The organism is Bacteroidota bacterium (assembly GCA_016715945.1).
Lineage (GTDB): Bacteria > Bacteroidota > Bacteroidia > Bacteroidales > F082 > JALNZU01.
The window spans coordinates 902,199-919,504 of the sequence record JADJXJ010000001.1 but is presented as its reverse complement, the minus strand read 5'-3'; the positions used below and the strand labels follow the sequence as shown (position 1 = coordinate 919,504).

Below are 17,306 nucleotides of genomic sequence, written 5' to 3'. Positions count from 1 at the left end.
CAGTACCCATGGCTCACTAACCAACTTCCACTAAAACAAGGATTAAGACAAATCGTGTCGACGAGGTTTATAACCTCGCCGTTTTCTCACTAACCAACTTCCACTAAAACAAGGATTAAGACCACACCCACCCGTCCTTTAGGAAGCAGTCGCCCACCTCTCACTAACCAACTTCCACTAAAACAAGGATTAAGACTTTTTCCTCCCAGTTAAGGGACAGTACCCATGGAACTTCTCACTAACCAACTTCCACTAAAACAAGGATTAAGACTGGGAGGAGGCAGTCGGCAGAACAGGGAGAAGCAGGCTCACTAACCAACTTCCACTAAAACAAGGATTAAGACCTCTACGGTAACGAAGGCCATCATGCCAGGTTTTACATCCTCACTAACCAACTTCCACTAAAACAAGGATTAAGACGTATTAAGCCCGTCGAGCTCGGGGTTTATATACATAAACTCACTAACCAACTTCCACTAAAACAAGGATTAAGACGTTAATGTTTCTTGTTCCCCCGAGGTCTCTAATGACCCTCACTAACCAACTTCCACTAAAACAAGGATTAAGACTGTTCCCCGTAGGGAACTTGCATCTTAGAAAACAAGCTTCTCACTAACCAACTTCCACTAAAACAAGGATTAAGACCATTGAAATATATTTCAATGAGTCTGATTTTTTCGTTTCTCACTAACCAACTTCCACTAAAACAAGGATTAAGACACGTCCGAAGGGACGTAGTAAACAGTTCGACCTTCCTGCTCACTAACCAACTTCCACTAAAACAAGGATTAAGACCCCCGAAGGGGTGACGGGTAGGTTCATACCCACCCGTCTCACTAACCAACTTCCACTAAAACAAGGATTAAGACGCTCAAATTTCTAATACCTCCGAGGCTTTTTATCACCTCTCACTAACCAACTTCCACTAAAACAAGGATTAAGACGTTTTGTAGCATGTAACCAACGTTATTTCATTAGCGACCTCACTAACCAACTTCCACTAAAACAAGGATTAAGACGGTTTACACCCCGAATTGTCGAGCACAAGTACTCGACTCACTAACCAACTTCCACTAAAACAAGGATTAAGACTCCTGCTCCCACTTAGCAAGAGGCTTCGAGATACCGACTCACTAACCAACTTCCACTAAAACAAGGATTAAGACTGGAGCGAGAATGCATTAAGGATGTAATTCTTCTTGGCTCACTAACCAACTTCCACTAAAACAAGGATTAAGACTTCGAGATACCGAAGGACTCAGCTAAAGCAGCCAGCACTCACTAACCAACTTCCACTAAAACAAGGATTAAGACTTTCTTCAAGCCACCGAGGCTTTTTATCACCTCGGGTGTAAAGATTAGTTTTTTCATATTTACTCACTAACCAACTTCCACTAAAACAAGGATTAAGACAGACCATTAAGGTCTTTTTCCTCATGGTGAGGGGGCAGTACTCACTAACCAACTTCCACTAAAACAAGGATTAAGACCATACCCACCCGTCCTGCAAGAAGCAGTCGCCTACCTCTCACTAACCAACTTCCACTAAAACAAGGATTAAGACCTCCCACTTAGCAAGAGGCTTCGAGATACCGAAGGACTCACTAACCAACTTCCACTAAAACAAGGATTAAGACTGGGTTAATGTTTCTCAAACCACCGAGGCTTTTTATCACTCACTAACCAACTTCCACTAAAACAAGGATTAAGACATCAACCGGTAATGGTGTTACGGGTTTCGGGTTTCGGGTTGCGGGCTCACTAATTAACTTTCACTAAAACAAGGATTAAGACATCAACCGGTTTTGTTGTTCCGGGTTTCGGGCTCACTTATCAACTTCCTCTAAAACAAGGATTAAGACATCAACTGGTTTTGTTGTTCCGGGTTTCGGGTTGCGGGCTCACTAATTAACTTTCACTAAATCAAGGATTAAGATATTTTAAAAAAAATTTATAAATTTCGGCCTATGACTCACTAGTTAACATCATCTAAAACAAAGGATTATGATTGCCGTTTGAGTTTTATGTGAAACAACTAGCCGACCTATCTAACCTCTTTCCACGAAAACAAGGATTGAGATATCAACCGGTTTTGTTGTTCCGGGTTGCGGGCTCACTAATTAACTTTCACTAAAACAAGGATTAAGACATCAACCGGTATTGTTGTTACGGGTTTCGGGTTACGGGTTTCGGGCTCACTAATTACCTTTCACTAAAACAAGGATTAAGACATCAACTGGTTTTGTTGTTCCGGGTTTCGGGTTGCGGGCTCACTAATCAACTTTCACTAAAACATTGATTAAGACTTCTTTTTCTCCTTTTATATTTGAAAGCAATCCAAATTACTGCAAAATTTTACTAACTTGCTGATGCCTAAAGTCTGGTTTTTCAAATTCCTCACTAGCTAAATGATATGCAAAAAAAATTCTGAACAACTTACTTTTCACGCTTTTTTGTAAAATACCCACTGCATAAAATAATACCGCCATGAAAATCTTTCAACATTTCCAGCACATCAATCTTACCAACGATCAACGAAATGCATTGGAAAAACTACAGGCTTTTTTAAAAAGCGATGAGCGCATTTTTATCCTAAAGGGATATGCTGGTTCAGGAAAAACTACTCTGCTAAGCGGCTTTGTAAACTATCTCAAGTCGTTACAAATGAGATTTCAACTGATGGCGCCAACTGGCAGAGCAGCCAAAGTAATTGAGCAAAAAACTGGTTTTGAGGCTACTACCATACACAAGGGTATATACAGTTTTGAGAAGTTATTTGAAATCAAACAAGGTTAAAACGAAAATGATGTTTCTTTTCTGTACCAATACAATATCAGAAACAATCCTGAGGTTCATCATTCAGTTCTGATAGTGGATGAGGCTTCGATGGTAAGCAATATTTTGAGCCAGGGCGAGTTTTTTCGCTTTGGCAGCGGCTGTTTGCTGAATGACCTGATGATATATGGCAGAATTCAGGAGGCTTCCACAACAAGCAAAATCATTTTCGTTGGTGATCCTGCACAGCTGCCACCTATTGGAATGAATTTCTCACCTGCGCTTGATCCTGATTATCTGAGAGAAACATACAAAGTTCCTGTGTCAGAAGCAGAAATGAAGGAAGTGAAACGCCAGGATGCGAACAATGGCATTTTGAATTCAGCCACTAAAATCAGGCAGTGTCTGACTTCTGGCTATTTTAACGATTTTGATATGAGAGAAAACGGACGAGATGTTTTCAATCCTACTTATGAGCATTATTTGGAAACCTATAAGGCACAAACAGGTACAAAAATCATTATATGCTACAAAAACAAAACAGCTCTCGCTTTAAACCGGGCAATCCGGAGAGATAAATTTGGAGATGATTTGCCCATTCAGACATCCGATACAATAATCATTGGGGGCAACAATTACCGATTGGGGATCATGAACGGTGAATTTGCCGTAGTTTCAGAAGCCAGTCCGCAAGTTGAAAGCAGAGAGGTGAGGTTTTATGATAAAGGCGGCAAAACCCAAAGCGTCAAACTTACCTGGCGTAGCATAAGATTAGTTTTACCAGATAAAAATAACCAATCCAGAACTGTTGGCGGGCTGATGCTGGAAAACTACCTTTATGGAGATAATTACTTAAAGCCCGAAGAGCAGAGAGCGCTTTATGTGGATTTTAAAAACAGGCATCCCAAACTTAAAAAAGGTACAGAGGAGTTTAAGGAAGCCATTATCAACGATAAGTATTTCAACTGCATTCTTCTGAAATACGGCTATGCCGTTACCTGCCATAAAGCCCAGGGCGGTGAATGGGATCATGCTTTCGTTTTTTGGGATATAGGAACAAAGGAAAATTTTAATTTCTACCAATCTGTACACGATCGCTCCGGAAAATCGAATCCGGAGTTTTATCGGTGGGCCTACACCGCAGTTACACGGGCTTCCAGGAAACTCTTTTGCATCAATCCACCATATTTTACTTCCTTTTCTGAAATGAATTTTATTGATGCGAATGTTCAACAGGCATTTAATGAATTGACAGGACAATCAAATTCTACCATTGAAATCAATATCAATGTAGTTTTGCCGGAACTGGAAAAATTTGGTTTGGCTGATGCGCCATTGACCATTCAGGATCATTTCATTCACAGGTGGTATTGGCTCCGAAAACATTACATCGACATAATAGCCTGGCAAAAAGTAGGGTATGAAGTGCGATATGTCTTCAAAAGAGAAGCAAAAACAGCTGCATTCAAATACTGGGTCAATAATGAGAACATCTTTAGAAACAATTTTCAAAAGCTACCCGCACAGACCAATTCGGATGAATTATTTGAAACCATCACCAAAATATTAGAGCGAGCTGCTCCGATTGTAGTGAACAGGAACACAATAAGAAGCATATTGACTCAAATCGAATTTGATGTAACTACTGAAGAACAGAAACCATTTCTGAAAAATCTTTTTGATGCCATGAGGAAAGGGTTAGCTGCTGAAGAAGTTATCACAGACATCAGGCATTTGGAATGGCGTGAACGATATACCATTGAAAAAGAAGGTCGAACTTGTGTTGTTGATTTTGAATACAATAAAGATGGATTTTTTGGTCGGGTTTTGCCTTTGGAAAAAAAATGCAACAGCCCGGAATTGCTTGCTAAAATTAAATTTATTGTAAACAATCTTACACATCGCAATAATGTCATTTAACGAAGCCCGGGAACTCCGGCAAGCTCCGTTGCCTGATGAAGCCTTGCAAAAAGCAAAACGCCCGGCCAGGATTAAATCTCAGCCAGCCTCATGCAAACATGTTATTGTTAAGCGTTCTACCCGGCTCAGCCTGACCCTGTAGCCACTTCCCAACCAGGATACCAACCAAAGCTCAAACGGCACCCATCAATGAATAAGAAACACCGTGCAGCATGATAGGGGCCGGAGGGAGACAAAGAAACCGTATTTTAGCTATTCATTTTACTGTTTTGACAGATGGATGCATTTAAACTTCATAAGGACATCACAGATAGTTATCGGGAATATATCCGGTCTTTTGTTAAAATCAGGGACAAGCGAATCCGCGACTACGTTGAGGCCAGGTTTGATGAAGATGGTTTCATTCCAGAGCCTTTTTTGCAGTTCAATCCATCTTACAAAAGGGAGGAAACCCTGGCTGATTTGCATCGTGAGGGATTGATCCACCATGATCTGATTACAGTTTTTGGCGATTATCAATTGTATAAACACCAGGTGGAAGCCATCAGGAAAGGGCTTTCAGGGCAGGGATTCGTGGTTACTTCCGGCACCGGTTCGGGAAAATCACTGACATACCTGGCTACCATCTTTGATTATATCCTGAAGTTGAAGGAAAAGAAGAAAGGGGTTAAGGCTGTTCTGGTGTATCCGATGAATGCGCTGATCAACTCTCAGAAAGAGGAGATCATGAAGTACGAGATGAATTATCTCATCAGCTTTGTGCCCGAGGATAAGCGAAAGGAGTATGATCTGCGGTCGAATGAAAATAATGGACAGAGCCTGGAGGATATCCTGAAAAAACTCAGAAGTTTTACCGGCAAAGCATTTCCGATCACGTATGCCAACTACACCGGCCAGGAAGGCCAGGAGGAGCGTGAACGGATTGAAAAGGAAGTTCCCGACATCATCCTGACCAATTATATGATGATGGAACTTATCATGACGCGTGCCTCGGAAGAGTGGATGCGGGATTCCATCAAAGCGCATCTCAGATTTCTGGTTTTTGATGAGTTGCATACCTACCGTGGCCGTCAGGGTTCCGACGTTTCTCTGCTCATTCGCAGGGTAAAGGATATCACCAGGGGAGAGGTGACTTGCATAGGTACTTCCGCAACCATGACCACTGTAGGCTCGCCCGAAGACAAAAAGAAAGCGGTTGCCGGCGTGGCATCCACCATTTTCGGAACGCAGTTCGATGTGTCCCAAATCATTGGCGAGTACCTCCAGAACTGCACAGCTTCAACACAAATACCGGGTAAATTTGAGTTGCAGGAAGGCATTCATCAGCATATCTCCAAAGATGGCACACCGGAGGATTTTGTCAGGCACCCGCTGGCCATCTGGCTCGAAAACAAAGTTGCACTGTTCAGGCACCCGGATGGTTTTGTCGAAAGGGGCAAACCTCACACCTTGAGCGAAATAGTTAAACTTTTGGCAGACGACTCCGGCGAAAGCTATACCGACTGTGAAAAAGCCGTTCGAAATCTGCTCGATTGGGCTGAGGCCCTCAATATAAAAGCCCATCGGCTTAAAACCTTTAAATCTTACCTGCCCTATAAGCTACACCAGTTTATTTCGCAAACCAACACAGTTTATGTTACCCTGGAACCTCGCGACAGGCGTAAGATCACCCTCGAAACCGGAAGGTATGTGCGCGAAAACAACCAGGACAAATACATTTATCCGCTTCTGTTCAGCAGATTTTCGGGACATGAGTTTATCTGTGTCAGAAAAAATTTTACCACCAACATATTGGAGCCGCGCGATCCCGACGATATTCCGCTACAACTTTCCAAGGATGATCTGAGAGGCGATAGGGAGACCGGTTTAAAGCCAAGAAAACTAACAGCCCAGGATTTTCCGGATGGCTATCTGATCATTCCGCATGACGATGAGGAGTTGTGGTCGGATGAATTCATTGAGGAATTGCCGCCCTCGTGGTGGAGCGAAAAAAAGGGTAAGGTGGTGGTTGACAATTATTATGTGCATCGCTTACCCTCAAAAATTTATTTCAATAGTGAAGGTAAATTTTCTGATGAAATAATGGACGGACAATGGGGATGGTTCATGCCTGCCAAACTGTTGTTCGATCCCACTGCCGGCTTGATCTACGACCTGAAGACCAGCGAAAACACCAAGCTGATGCGGCTGGGCAATGAGGGCCGAAGCACGGCCACAACCATGACTGCCTACACCACTATCAGTGAATTGCATCATCAGGGTGAGCCTAAAAAAATACAGAAACTGCTCAGCTTTACAGATAACCGCCAGGATGCATCCCTGCAGGCAGGACATTTCAACGATTTTATCCATACCGGACGTTTAAGATCGGCGCTGTATCATACCTTGAAAAAATCCGAAAGAAATTGCTTGAAGGTGTCGGAACTTGCTGAGCGTATGTTGCCACAACTCCAGCTGAAAGAATCGGATTATGCCAGAGAACCCAATGACGAATGGCCTGATCCCGAAAACGAAAGGGCCTTAAAAAAACTCCTCCTTATCAGGATCTTATATGATCTGAGGCGTTCGTGGCGCTTCAACCTTCCAAACCTTGAGCAAACAGCGCTGCTCTCCATCGAATATGACCGGCTGGAAGAGTTTTGCCGGAGAGACGATTTTTTTAACGACATCCCGTTGTTTGACCGTCTTACACCACCGGAACGAAAATATATCCTTACGCAACTATTAAATTTTTTCAGGACGTCATACGCTCTGGAGTATCCTCTGATAACCACCGAAAGGGCAGAAACGGAAGATTTCATCAAGCTAAAACTGGATCCAGATAAACTATGGTCGCTCGACAAAAATGAAAAAATTGAGGTGCCATGCTTTATGGTGAGTCGCAACCCTGGTGAAACGCAGCGATACATCTACACCACCAGCATGGGGCCGCATTCTTATGTGGGTAAATATTTCAAAAGGCTTTTCAAAAAGCATCAACTGAATCAACTAAACGGGGATGAATACATTGAATACATTGAAAAGGTTTGCGAACTCCTGAAAAAAGCCAATCTTCTCACCTCGCAGGATGTCCGCGGCAAAAATGGCACAGTTAAAGGGTATCGCTTAAGGGTTGACAATGTGGTGTGGAAATTGGGCGACGGGATTACCGTACTACCCGACGAGGTGCGTCTGGCCTCCTACAAGGAACAGCAAATGGAGCCCAATAAATTCTTCCGCAAGTTTTATCAAACTGATTTCACCAAATTTCAAAAGCAATTCATTGGCAAAGAACACACCGGACAACTTGGGAATGACGACAGGATAGCCCGTGAAAAGCAGTTTCGCTCCGGCGATCTCTCTGCACTTTTCTGTTCCCCAACCATGGAGCTGGGTATTGATATTGCCGATTTGAACATCGTTCATATGCGCAATGTGCCGCCAACACCTGCCAATTATGTGCAGCGGAGCGGTCGTGCGGGAAGGTCAGGACAAACAGCGCTGGTTATTAACTATTGCTCAAACTGGTCGGCCCACGACAGGCACTACTTCAAAGAACCCACGAAAATGGTTGCCGGGGCAGTGGTTCCACCACGCATTGACCTGTTGAACGAGGAACTGATCCTCACCCATTTCAACGCCTACATCCTCATGAACCTTGGTCTGCACGATCTCAGAGTTTCCATCAGCGATGTCATTGATACAAGGGATAAAAAGGTATTGCCGGTCAAAAGTCATATCGTTAGCTTAATTGAAAATGCTTCATCCTTTTACAGAGAGGCCTGGATTGAGGGTTTTGACAAAATTCTCCGGACAAGTATTCCGGAAATCGAAAAAGCCAGTTGGTTCAACAAGGACTGGTTGAGGGTGCGTGCCAATAGCTTCTGCAACCGCTTTGACAGGGCGTTCGACCGATGGCGGATTTTGTTGCGCAATGCCGAGGAGATCATTCATAAATCGCGGGCAATGATGGATGACCCCACCGTGAAACAATCCAGCCCGCTAATGCGTGAGGCCAAAAGGCAGCACAACATCGGGCTTGCCCAGAGGGCTTTGCTGCTCAACGAAGATCAGAAGAGCTTCGGCAACGAATCGGAGTTTTATGTGTTCCGTTACCTGGCTTCCGAAGGCTTTTTGCCGGGATATAATTTTACCCGCCTGCCTGTGCGAACATTTGTTGGTTACAAACACAAGGATGAAGGCGAATACATTTCACGCCCCAGGTTTATTGCCTTGAGCGAATTCGGGCCGGGCAACCTTATCTATCACAACGGCAACAAGTTTAAAATCAGCCGGATGATGCTTGCCGATGCAAGCCTTAAAAACCGCAGCATAAAAGTGTCCACCCAAACCGGCTATGCCTTCCTGGATGAGGATACCGAAAGGTTTAACAACGACCCGATAACCAACAATCCGTTGAAAGACCAATCCTCAACCCAGGTATGGTTCAACCTGCTGGAGCTGACCGAAACCGAAGCCATACCGCAGGAGCGTATTTCGTGCGAAGAGGAAGAGCGTACGCGCGAAGGTTTTCAGGTCACCCAATATTTTAATTACCCCAAAGGCATCGAATCGACCACGCAATGCCTCATCAAGGAAGGCAACCAACCATTGCTGCGGATCATTTTCAGCCAGGCAACCCAGTTGATTCAGGTGAACCACCGTTGGAGCAGATCGAAGGATGCAAATGGTTTTTATATTGACGACCGCAACGGGCGCTGGCTGCGGCAGAAAGAACTGGAAGAGCCCGAAACCGCCCAGCATGCCAGGGAAGTCCGCCTGTTTGCCCGCGATCATGCCGACTCCCTGTACATTCAGCCCGTGAAAGACCTCCAGCTCAATGCCAATCAGGTGGTATCGCTCGCCTATGCGTTAAAACGTGCAGTAGAAGAACTGTTTGAAGTAGAAGAAAGTGAAATTGGCGTGTGGCTCATGGGTAATGACGAAGCCCAAAACATCATGCTCTATGAGTCGGCCGAAGGAAGCCTGGGCATCCTTTCGCAACTGGTGGAAAGCTCCTCAAAAATGAAAGAGTTGTTCCGGACAGCCTGCAAACTGCTGCACTTCGACCCGGAAACAGGTGAGGATGAAAAACCTGAGCTTCCGAAAGCCACCTACGACGATTTGCTTTCTTACTACAACCAGCGCTATCACGACCAACTCGACAGAATCTCAATACAAAAACCCCTCGAACGACTGATGCGCTGCGAAGTGGTTCCGCTCAAAGCCAGTACCGACCGTGATCAGCAATACCAATACCTGTTGGAAAACTACGACAAAAATTCCTCCACCGAACTGAAATTTATCCGCTACCTGAAGGAACATGATATCGTTTATCCGGATAAAACGCAGGTAAACATCAAAGAGTGTTATGTGAATGCCGACTTTGTGTATCTGACAGCCAATGGACCGGTATTGGTATTTTGCGATGGCGATGTGCACGATGTGCCCAATGTGATGCGTGATGATGATGCCAAACGCCAGTGTTTACGCAATCATGGGTACGATGTGATTGTATGGCACTATTCCGAACCGCTCGACCAGCTCGTTGAGAGAAGAAAAGACGTTTTCCGCAAAATTTAATCCATGACCCAAAAAACATTTACCCCGGGCAAACTGGTAAAATTCCGCGACCGTCGCTGGATTGTATTGCCTTGCGACGATGCGGAACTGATGCTGTTGAAACCGCTCGGGGGTTCCGACCACGAAATTACAGGGGTTTTTAAAGCCCTCAACCTCCCCGGAGAAGAAATCACGGAAGATTCATTTCCCATGCCTGTGGCCGACGACATGGGTTCGTTCAGCACCGCCAGCCTGCTGTTCGATGCTTCCCGGCTATCATTCCGCAATGCCAGCGGTCCCTTCCGCTGCATGGGCAAACTTTCGTTCCGGCCACGGGCTTACCAGGTGGTGCCACTGGTGATGGCCCTCGGGCAAAACGTCACCCGCCTGCTTATTGCCGACGATGTGGGCATCGGGAAAACCATCGAAGCCTTGCTGATTTTGAAGGAACTGCTGGAAAGAGGTGAAATAAAAACCTTTGCCGTGATTTGTCCGCCCCACCTCTGCGACCAGTGGCACAACGAACTCAGGGATAAACTCGACATCCATGCCGAAATCATCCGTTCCAGCACCGCCGCACAGCTCGACCGCAAACTGCGCGACGACCGCAGCATCTTCTACCACACACCTTATCAGGTGATCTCGATTGATTATATCAAATCCGATAAAAACAAACGCAAGTTTTTGCTCGATGCGCCTGAACTCATCATTGTTGACGAGGCGCACACCTGCGCACTGCCCGAGAATGCAAAAAACAAAAACCAGCAGCAACGCCATTCGTTGATTTACGACCTGGCCGAAAACAAAAACAGACACCTGGTGCTGCTCACCGCTACGCCGCATTCCGGAAAAGACAGCGAGTTTATCTCGCTGCTCGGCCTGCTCAATCCGGAATTCCGAACCTGGCATTTCGACGACATAGAACATAAACACAGGGAAAAGATTGCCAGGCATTTCATCCAGCGCAAGCGCAAAAACATCAAACTTTGGCTGGAAGAGGCAACCCCTTTCCCGGAAAAGGATGCCAGGGAAGAGAAGTTTGTTTTATCCCCTGAATACCGGATGTTTTATGAAGATGTCAGGCGCTTTGCCCGCGTCCTCACCACGCTGGGAAAAGATAAACGCACGTTCAGGGTGCGTTACTGGGCAGCGCTCGCTTTGCTACGGGGCGTCATGTCGAGCCCCGCTGCCGGCCTCTCCATGCTCGAAAACAGGCAAAGCAAACGCCTGGATGAGCAGGAACTGCTGGAAACTGAACTGATGGACAATCCATTATTGGATAAGCTCTCGCACGACAGCGACTTCACAAGGGCCGAACTGCTCGACAAAGCCGAACTCATCCGTGAAGAACTCACAGAGATAGAAAAACTGGCCGAAACCATCAAAACCCTTTACGGGCCGGAAAAAGACCTGAAAGCAAAAAAAGCAATCAAAATTGTGGAGGAATGGCTGAAGCAGGGCTTCCAACCCATTGTATTCTGCAAATACATCGAAACAGCCAGGTATATCGGGGAGCTGCTCAGGGAATACCTGCCTAAAACTGTTGATATTCAGGTAATCACTTCGGAAGATGCCGATGAGCTTCGCAAGATGCGGATTGAAGCCATGGCCGGCAGCGAGAAACGCTTACTGGTGGCCACCGACTGCCTGAGCGAGGGCATCAACCTGCAGGACTACTTCACGGCCTTGTTGCATTACGACCTGCCCTGGAATCCCAACCGTATTGAACAACGCGAGGGCCGTATTGACCGTTTCGGGCAAACCGCCCCGCGCATCAAGGCTTACCTGCTCATTGGCGAGGATAACCAGATTGACCAACTGGTGCTGAAAGTGCTGGTCAGAAAAATCTGGGACATTCAGAACTCCACCGGCGTGAACATCTCGCTGGGCGACAGCGAACAATCGGTGATGGATGAGGTGCTGAAAGAATTGCTCACCGGCGAAGGCAAAAGCAACGAAGGCAGACAGTTGAGCCTCTTTGCCGAAGAATTTTTTACTACCGAACTGGAAAATGCCCGGCAGAAAGCCGAAAAACTCCGCAGCATCTTCACCCACGCTTCCATCAAGCCCGAACTGATAAAGAAAAACCTGAAAGAGGTGGACGAAGCCATAGGCGATGTACAGACGGTGGAAGCCTTTGTGGTGCAATCGGTGCAGCACCTCGGGGCAAGCATCATCCATGATGGAGGAAGCGGATACACCCTCTATCCGCGCAACCTTCCCCACCATCTGAAGAACCATTTTGGCGGGCGCGAAAAAGTGAAAATCAGCTTTGAATCGCCTACGCCGCGCGGCTATCGCTACATCGGCCGAAACCACCTGTTTGTGGAGCAGTTGTGCCAGTTTATGTTCAACCTGGCTTTTGAAGGGCATGCCGATTATGCCCGTGTGGCACGTGTGGCCGAAATCGTAACCGATGCGGTGCAGCTTAAAACCACCCTCATCATGTTTCGCGTGCGCAACGTCATCAAAGAAGTGAGGAGTACGCATGAGGTAGTTTCGGAAGAGATGTACCTCTGGGGCTATCGCGGCAGCGGACCAGATGCCGAAACCATCGGATATGAAGAGGGGAAAAAACTCCTGCGCGAAGCTGTCTCAGCCTACGACCTCAGCGCCGAACGCCAGAAACACGACTTTGAAATGGAAATCAAACAGTTTGCCCAAATGGAAAGCCAATTTCTGGAACTGGCCACACAGCGTGCCGAAAACCTGGTGGAAGCCCACGGCCGCTTCAAGGAACTGGTGGGCGGAAGGCGGTATGAAAAAGCCACCCCAGTGCTTCCTCCCGATGTGATGGGAGTGTATATCCTCATGCCCAAACCTAAACTCGATTTGTAAGATGAACTACTCAGCCATCCACATACAGGGCAACATCATCACGCTCGAAATCCTCGATAAGATTCGCAACGACGAGAACTATCACTATCAGAAACCCAAGGATTTCGGTTTCGATAAAGGAAGCACGCTGCGCGATAGGATCAGCAGCGCCTGGTCGGAAGCGAAAATTCTTTGGGAGCTTTATTCGCGCAAAATGGAAGCGCTGCCGGAGGGCGAATACGGCACTTCCGAAACCCGCAAACTCTGGATGACCCCGTTTTTGTTCGAGCTGGGGTACGACATTGAACCGGCCCGCGTCGAAGAAATTAATGGAAAAACCTTCCCCATCAGCCACCGCGATGCCAAGCGCAACGGCTTTCCGGTGCTCATCATGGGATATGCCGACAAGCTCGACCGCAAACCCGAAGGCAACCGCCTGCGCATGTCGCCGCATGCCCTCATGCAGGAATACCTCAACCACACCGGTCACCTCTACGGGCTGGTAACCAACGGCACACAAATCCGTCTGCTGCGCGACTCCAACCGCCTCTCCAAACTGGCTTACCTTGAGTTCGACCTCGGCAAGATGCTCGAAGAGGACTTGTTCTATGAGTTTGCCCTCATGTACCGCGTGCTCCATGCCTCGCGCATGCCCGAAAGCCCCGACGAAGCCGAAAAATCCATCTTTGAGTTCTACCACCAGGAATCCCTGGATTCCGGCGCGCGCATACGCGAAAAACTGCGCACGGCGGTGAAAGAATCCATGGAAACCATGGCCAAAGGCTTTCTTACCCATCCTGCCAATGCGCATTTTGTGGAGCAGGTGCGCACCGGAAACATCCATGCAGCGCAGTTCTACAAACTCCTGCTGCGAACCGTTTACCGCATCATCTTCCTGGCCACCATCGAGGAACGTAACCTGGTTTACCCAAGGTTCACAAAAGATGATGCGGAATACGAAAGCAAAAACCGCCTGCGCAACATCTACCTGAATCATTACAGTTTTGAGCGCCTGCGCAACCTGGCCCTCTCGCCGGTGTATATCGACCCGCGCAAACACGACCTCTGGCAGGCCTTGCTGGCCACCTTCCGCCTGTTCGAACCCCTGGGAGAAGGCGAAAAACTGGGCATCAAACCCCTGGGCGGAGAATTGTTCGGAACCAACAGCCTCAGCCTCGACGGGATTGACCTCTACAGCCTGCGCCTCCAAAACCAATATATGCTCGAAATCCTGGGCAGGCTCACTACCTTCCGCGACGAACGCGGGCAGCTCACCCGTGTGAACTACCGCGACCTGGATGTGGAAGAACTCGGTTCGGTGTATGAAGCCCTGCTCGAACTGCAGCCTTACTTCAACCTCGACCTGCCTACGCCGGCCTTCAGCTTTACCGAAGGCTCGCTGCGCAAACTCACCGGTTCGTACTACACCCGCCACGACCTGGTGGCACAGCTCATCAAAACCGCACTCATCCCGGTGATGGAGGAGCGCTTGAAAAAAGCCAGAACCCGCGAAGAAAAAGCCAACGCCATCCTCGGCATTTCGGTGTGCGACCCTGCCGCCGGCTCCGGGCATTTTTTGCTGGCCGCCGCCAGGGTGCTGGGCTTCGAACTGGCCAAGATACGCACCGGCGAAGAAAACCCGGGCGAAGAACCCCTGCTGGAAGCCACACGCGATGTGATTGAAAGCTGCATCTACGGCGTGGACAAAAACCCCGCCGCCGTGGAGCTTTGCCGCCTCAGCCTCTGGCTGGTGGCGCACAACAGCGGCAAACCCCTCACTTTCCTGGAACACAAAATCAAATGCGGCGACTCGCTGGTGGGTGTGGACAACCTGAAACGCCTCAGAGGCGGCATACCCGAAGGCGCTTTCAACCCCCTGAGCGGCGACGACCGGGCGGTGGCCTCAGCAATAAAGAAACGCAACCGCGATTTTCTGAAAAGGAAACAATTGTCCCTTTTCTCCCAAGCCGAAACGCTGGAGGCCCACCAGCAGCAATTTGCTGAAAAATACCTCCAGCTGCACGAACTTAAGGTGTACACCCAGGAAGACTACGAAAAAAAGCGCCGCGAATACAGCCGCCTGATGCGCGACCCCCAACTGCTGAAAGACCAAACCGCCTGCAACCTGTTTACGTATGCCTTTTTCCAGGAATACAAAACCGGAAAGCCCGAACACCTCTATGTGCAGTCCGAATTCCTGGCCATTTTTCTGGGCAGCGCCGGCAGCCTGAATGCCCGCTTGGAAGCCCAGGCAACCGCAGCATCCATCAATTATCGCTTTTTCCACTGGCCACTGGAGTTCCCCGATATCGCCGCAAAAGGCGGCTTCGATGTGGTGCTGGCCAACCCGCCGTGGGAAATCGTTGAACTAAAGGAAATAGAATTTTTTGAAACCCGTGCTCCCGAAATTGACGAAGCCGCAAACAAGGCTGAACGAACAAAGCTAATCGCACAACTTGCCACAAACAATCCCGGGCTTTATGATGAATATCATCATGAATTAAGAACTTTCGACGCCAGCCGTAAGTTTATGCAGGAAAGTGGCATTCTTACGCTTACAAATTCCGGCAGGTTAAACCTTTATGCTGCCTTTGCTGAAAAAATTCTGAAATCAATCAATGCTGATGGGCGTGCCGGTTTTATTGTTCCTACCGGAATTGCCACCGATGATGGCAACAAAAGGTTTTTTGCTCATCTTATAGAAGACGGCCAACTGGTCTCGCTCTTTGATTTTGAGAACCGAAAGAAAATATTCCCCAGTGTTATTAGTTTAATGAAATTTTCGCTTGTTACAATTTTGGGTGGAAAAACTAGGTCTGAACAGAAATTTGGCTTCTTTCTGCACGATGTACTCGACCTTACCGACCCCCGAAGGGTGTTTGCCCTTTCGCAACAGGATTTCCTGAACATCAACCCCAACACCCGCACCACACCCATTTTCCGCACCCGCCAGGATGCCGAACTCACGGCAAAAATTTACAGCCGCGTGCCCGTGCTCATCAACGAGTCAAAAAACCAAAACCCGTGGGGTGTGTCCTTCAAGCAAGGCTTATTCAATATGTCAACCGACTCCCACCTCTTCCGCACCCGTGCGCAGATGGAGCAGGCCGGCTTTACCCTTATGGGCAACCGCTTTGTGAAAGGGGAGGAGATCTGGTTGCCGCTGTATGAAGCCAAGATGATCTGGCATTTTGACCATCGTTTCAGTACCTTCGAAGGCGCCTCAAGCCGTTCCGAAACCACCGAAACTACCTTGCTGCAAAAACAAAATCCGGCTTTTGTGGCCATTCCCTGGTATTGGGTGGTGAAAGAGGAGGTAGACAAACAGACGGATAAGAAGTGGTTTCTTGGTTTTAGAGATATTGCCAGGTCAACGGATGAGAGAACAAGTATTTTTTCAGTTTTGTCATTAGCAGCAATAGGAAATAATTTTCCCATCGTAAAAAGCAATAAAAATAACCAACAACGTACAATCAAATTTGCAAATTTTAACAGTTTAATCCTTGATTTCTTTGCCAGGCAAAAGATTGCAAGTGCTCACTTGAACTTTTTTTATGTTGAACAATTTGCAGTATTGGTGCCTGAAACGTATCCCGTTGGGATGATAATTATGCTGATTCCAAGCATTGTAGAACTCATTTACACCTCCTGGGACATCAAAGCCTTTGCCGATGATGTGTGGCGGGAGGCGGATGAGGAGCTCAGGGCAGCCATCCGGCAGCAATGGGAAGACAACCGCCGCGCCACAGGCGGCCACAGCTGGCAAATCCCCGACTGGGCGCCGGCCTACCCTGAAATTGACTGGGAACCGGAGAAAAACGGCGGCTGCCCGCTGCCCCCCTTCAAATGGGACGAAGACCGCCGTGCCCTGCTCCGCGCCGAACTCGATGCCTGGTATGCGCTGCTCTACGGCCTGGAGCGCGACGAGCTGCGCTACATCTTAGACCCACAGGAGGTGTACGGCCCCGACTTCCCCGGCGAAACCTTCCGCGTACTCAAGGAAAAAGAAATCCGCCGCCACGGCGAATACCGCACCCGCCGCCTCGTGCTCGAAGCCTACGACCGCCTCCGCCCACAATGGGATATGGAATCGCACCTGAAACGACTGAAAGCGATTTGGGAGGAGTGCCAGCGGGATCTGAGCGGGGAGAAAGAAACCCATAAAAAGCCAACAGCTTCCAAGCCAAAAGCGAAAGAGACGGGGGTGGGGTATGGGGATTTGTTTAATCAGTAAAGTCAACTGTGTTTTATAA

The 17,306-nt window shown here is 47.8% G+C and carries 5 protein-coding genes and 1 CRISPR repeat array (1 of these 6 only partly in view); all 5 genes read left to right on the top strand.

Annotated elements, in window-relative coordinates; all coding sequences use genetic code 11:
- Positions 1 to 2,008: a CRISPR direct-repeat array (repeat unit 37 nt; unit sequence CTCACTAACCAACTTCCACTAAAACAAGGATTAAGAC) (it extends 10,114 nt beyond the left edge of the window).
- A 479-nt stretch (positions 2,009 to 2,487) separates the two neighbouring features.
- The 5 genes from IPM52_03385 to IPM52_03365 all read left to right on the top strand — a co-directional run bounded on the left by IPM52_03385 (position 2,488) and on the right by IPM52_03365 (position 17,287).
- A complete protein-coding gene (locus IPM52_03385) occupies positions 2,488 to 2,796 on the top strand; it encodes an AAA family ATPase (protein MBK9290662.1) in 309 nt (102 codons plus the stop codon).
- Positions 2,797 to 2,871: 75 nt separating this feature from the next.
- The gene (locus IPM52_03380) at positions 2,872 to 4,695 is read left to right on the top strand and encodes an ATP-binding domain-containing protein (protein MBK9290661.1); all 1,824 of its coding nucleotides are present in this window, start codon (positions 2,872 to 2,874) and stop codon (positions 4,693 to 4,695) included.
- Between the two features lie 276 nt (positions 4,696 to 4,971).
- Entirely contained in the window at positions 4,972 to 10,257 is a 5,286-nt protein-coding gene (locus tag IPM52_03375; protein MBK9290660.1) for a DEAD/DEAH box helicase, read from the top strand.
- 3 nt (positions 10,258 to 10,260) lie between these two features.
- Positions 10,261 to 13,074 carry a DEAD/DEAH box helicase gene (locus IPM52_03370; protein MBK9290659.1) on the top strand — a complete coding sequence of 938 codons (2,814 nt, stop codon included), beginning with the start codon at positions 10,261 to 10,263 and terminating at the stop codon, positions 13,072 to 13,074.
- Position 13,075: 1 nt separating this feature from the next.
- Positions 13,076 to 17,287, top strand: coding sequence for an N-6 DNA methylase (locus IPM52_03365; GenBank protein ID MBK9290658.1), 4,212 nt, complete (start codon positions 13,076 to 13,078; stop codon positions 17,285 to 17,287).
- Positions 17,288 to 17,306 lie beyond the last annotated feature (19 nt).

Excerpts from the sequence above, each read along its gene's own strand:
- IPM52_03385 (MBK9290662.1), top strand. The coding sequence starts at position 2,488 with ATGAAAATCTTTCAACATTTCCAGCACATCAATCTTACCAACGATCAA.
- IPM52_03375 (MBK9290660.1), top strand. The coding sequence starts at position 4,972 with ATGGATGCATTTAAACTTCATAAGGACATCACAGATAGTTATCGGGAA.
- IPM52_03370 (MBK9290659.1), top strand. The coding sequence starts at position 10,261 with ATGACCCAAAAAACATTTACCCCGGGCAAACTGGTAAAATTCCGCGAC.
- IPM52_03365 (MBK9290658.1), top strand. The coding sequence starts at position 13,076 with ATGAACTACTCAGCCATCCACATACAGGGCAACATCATCACGCTCGAA.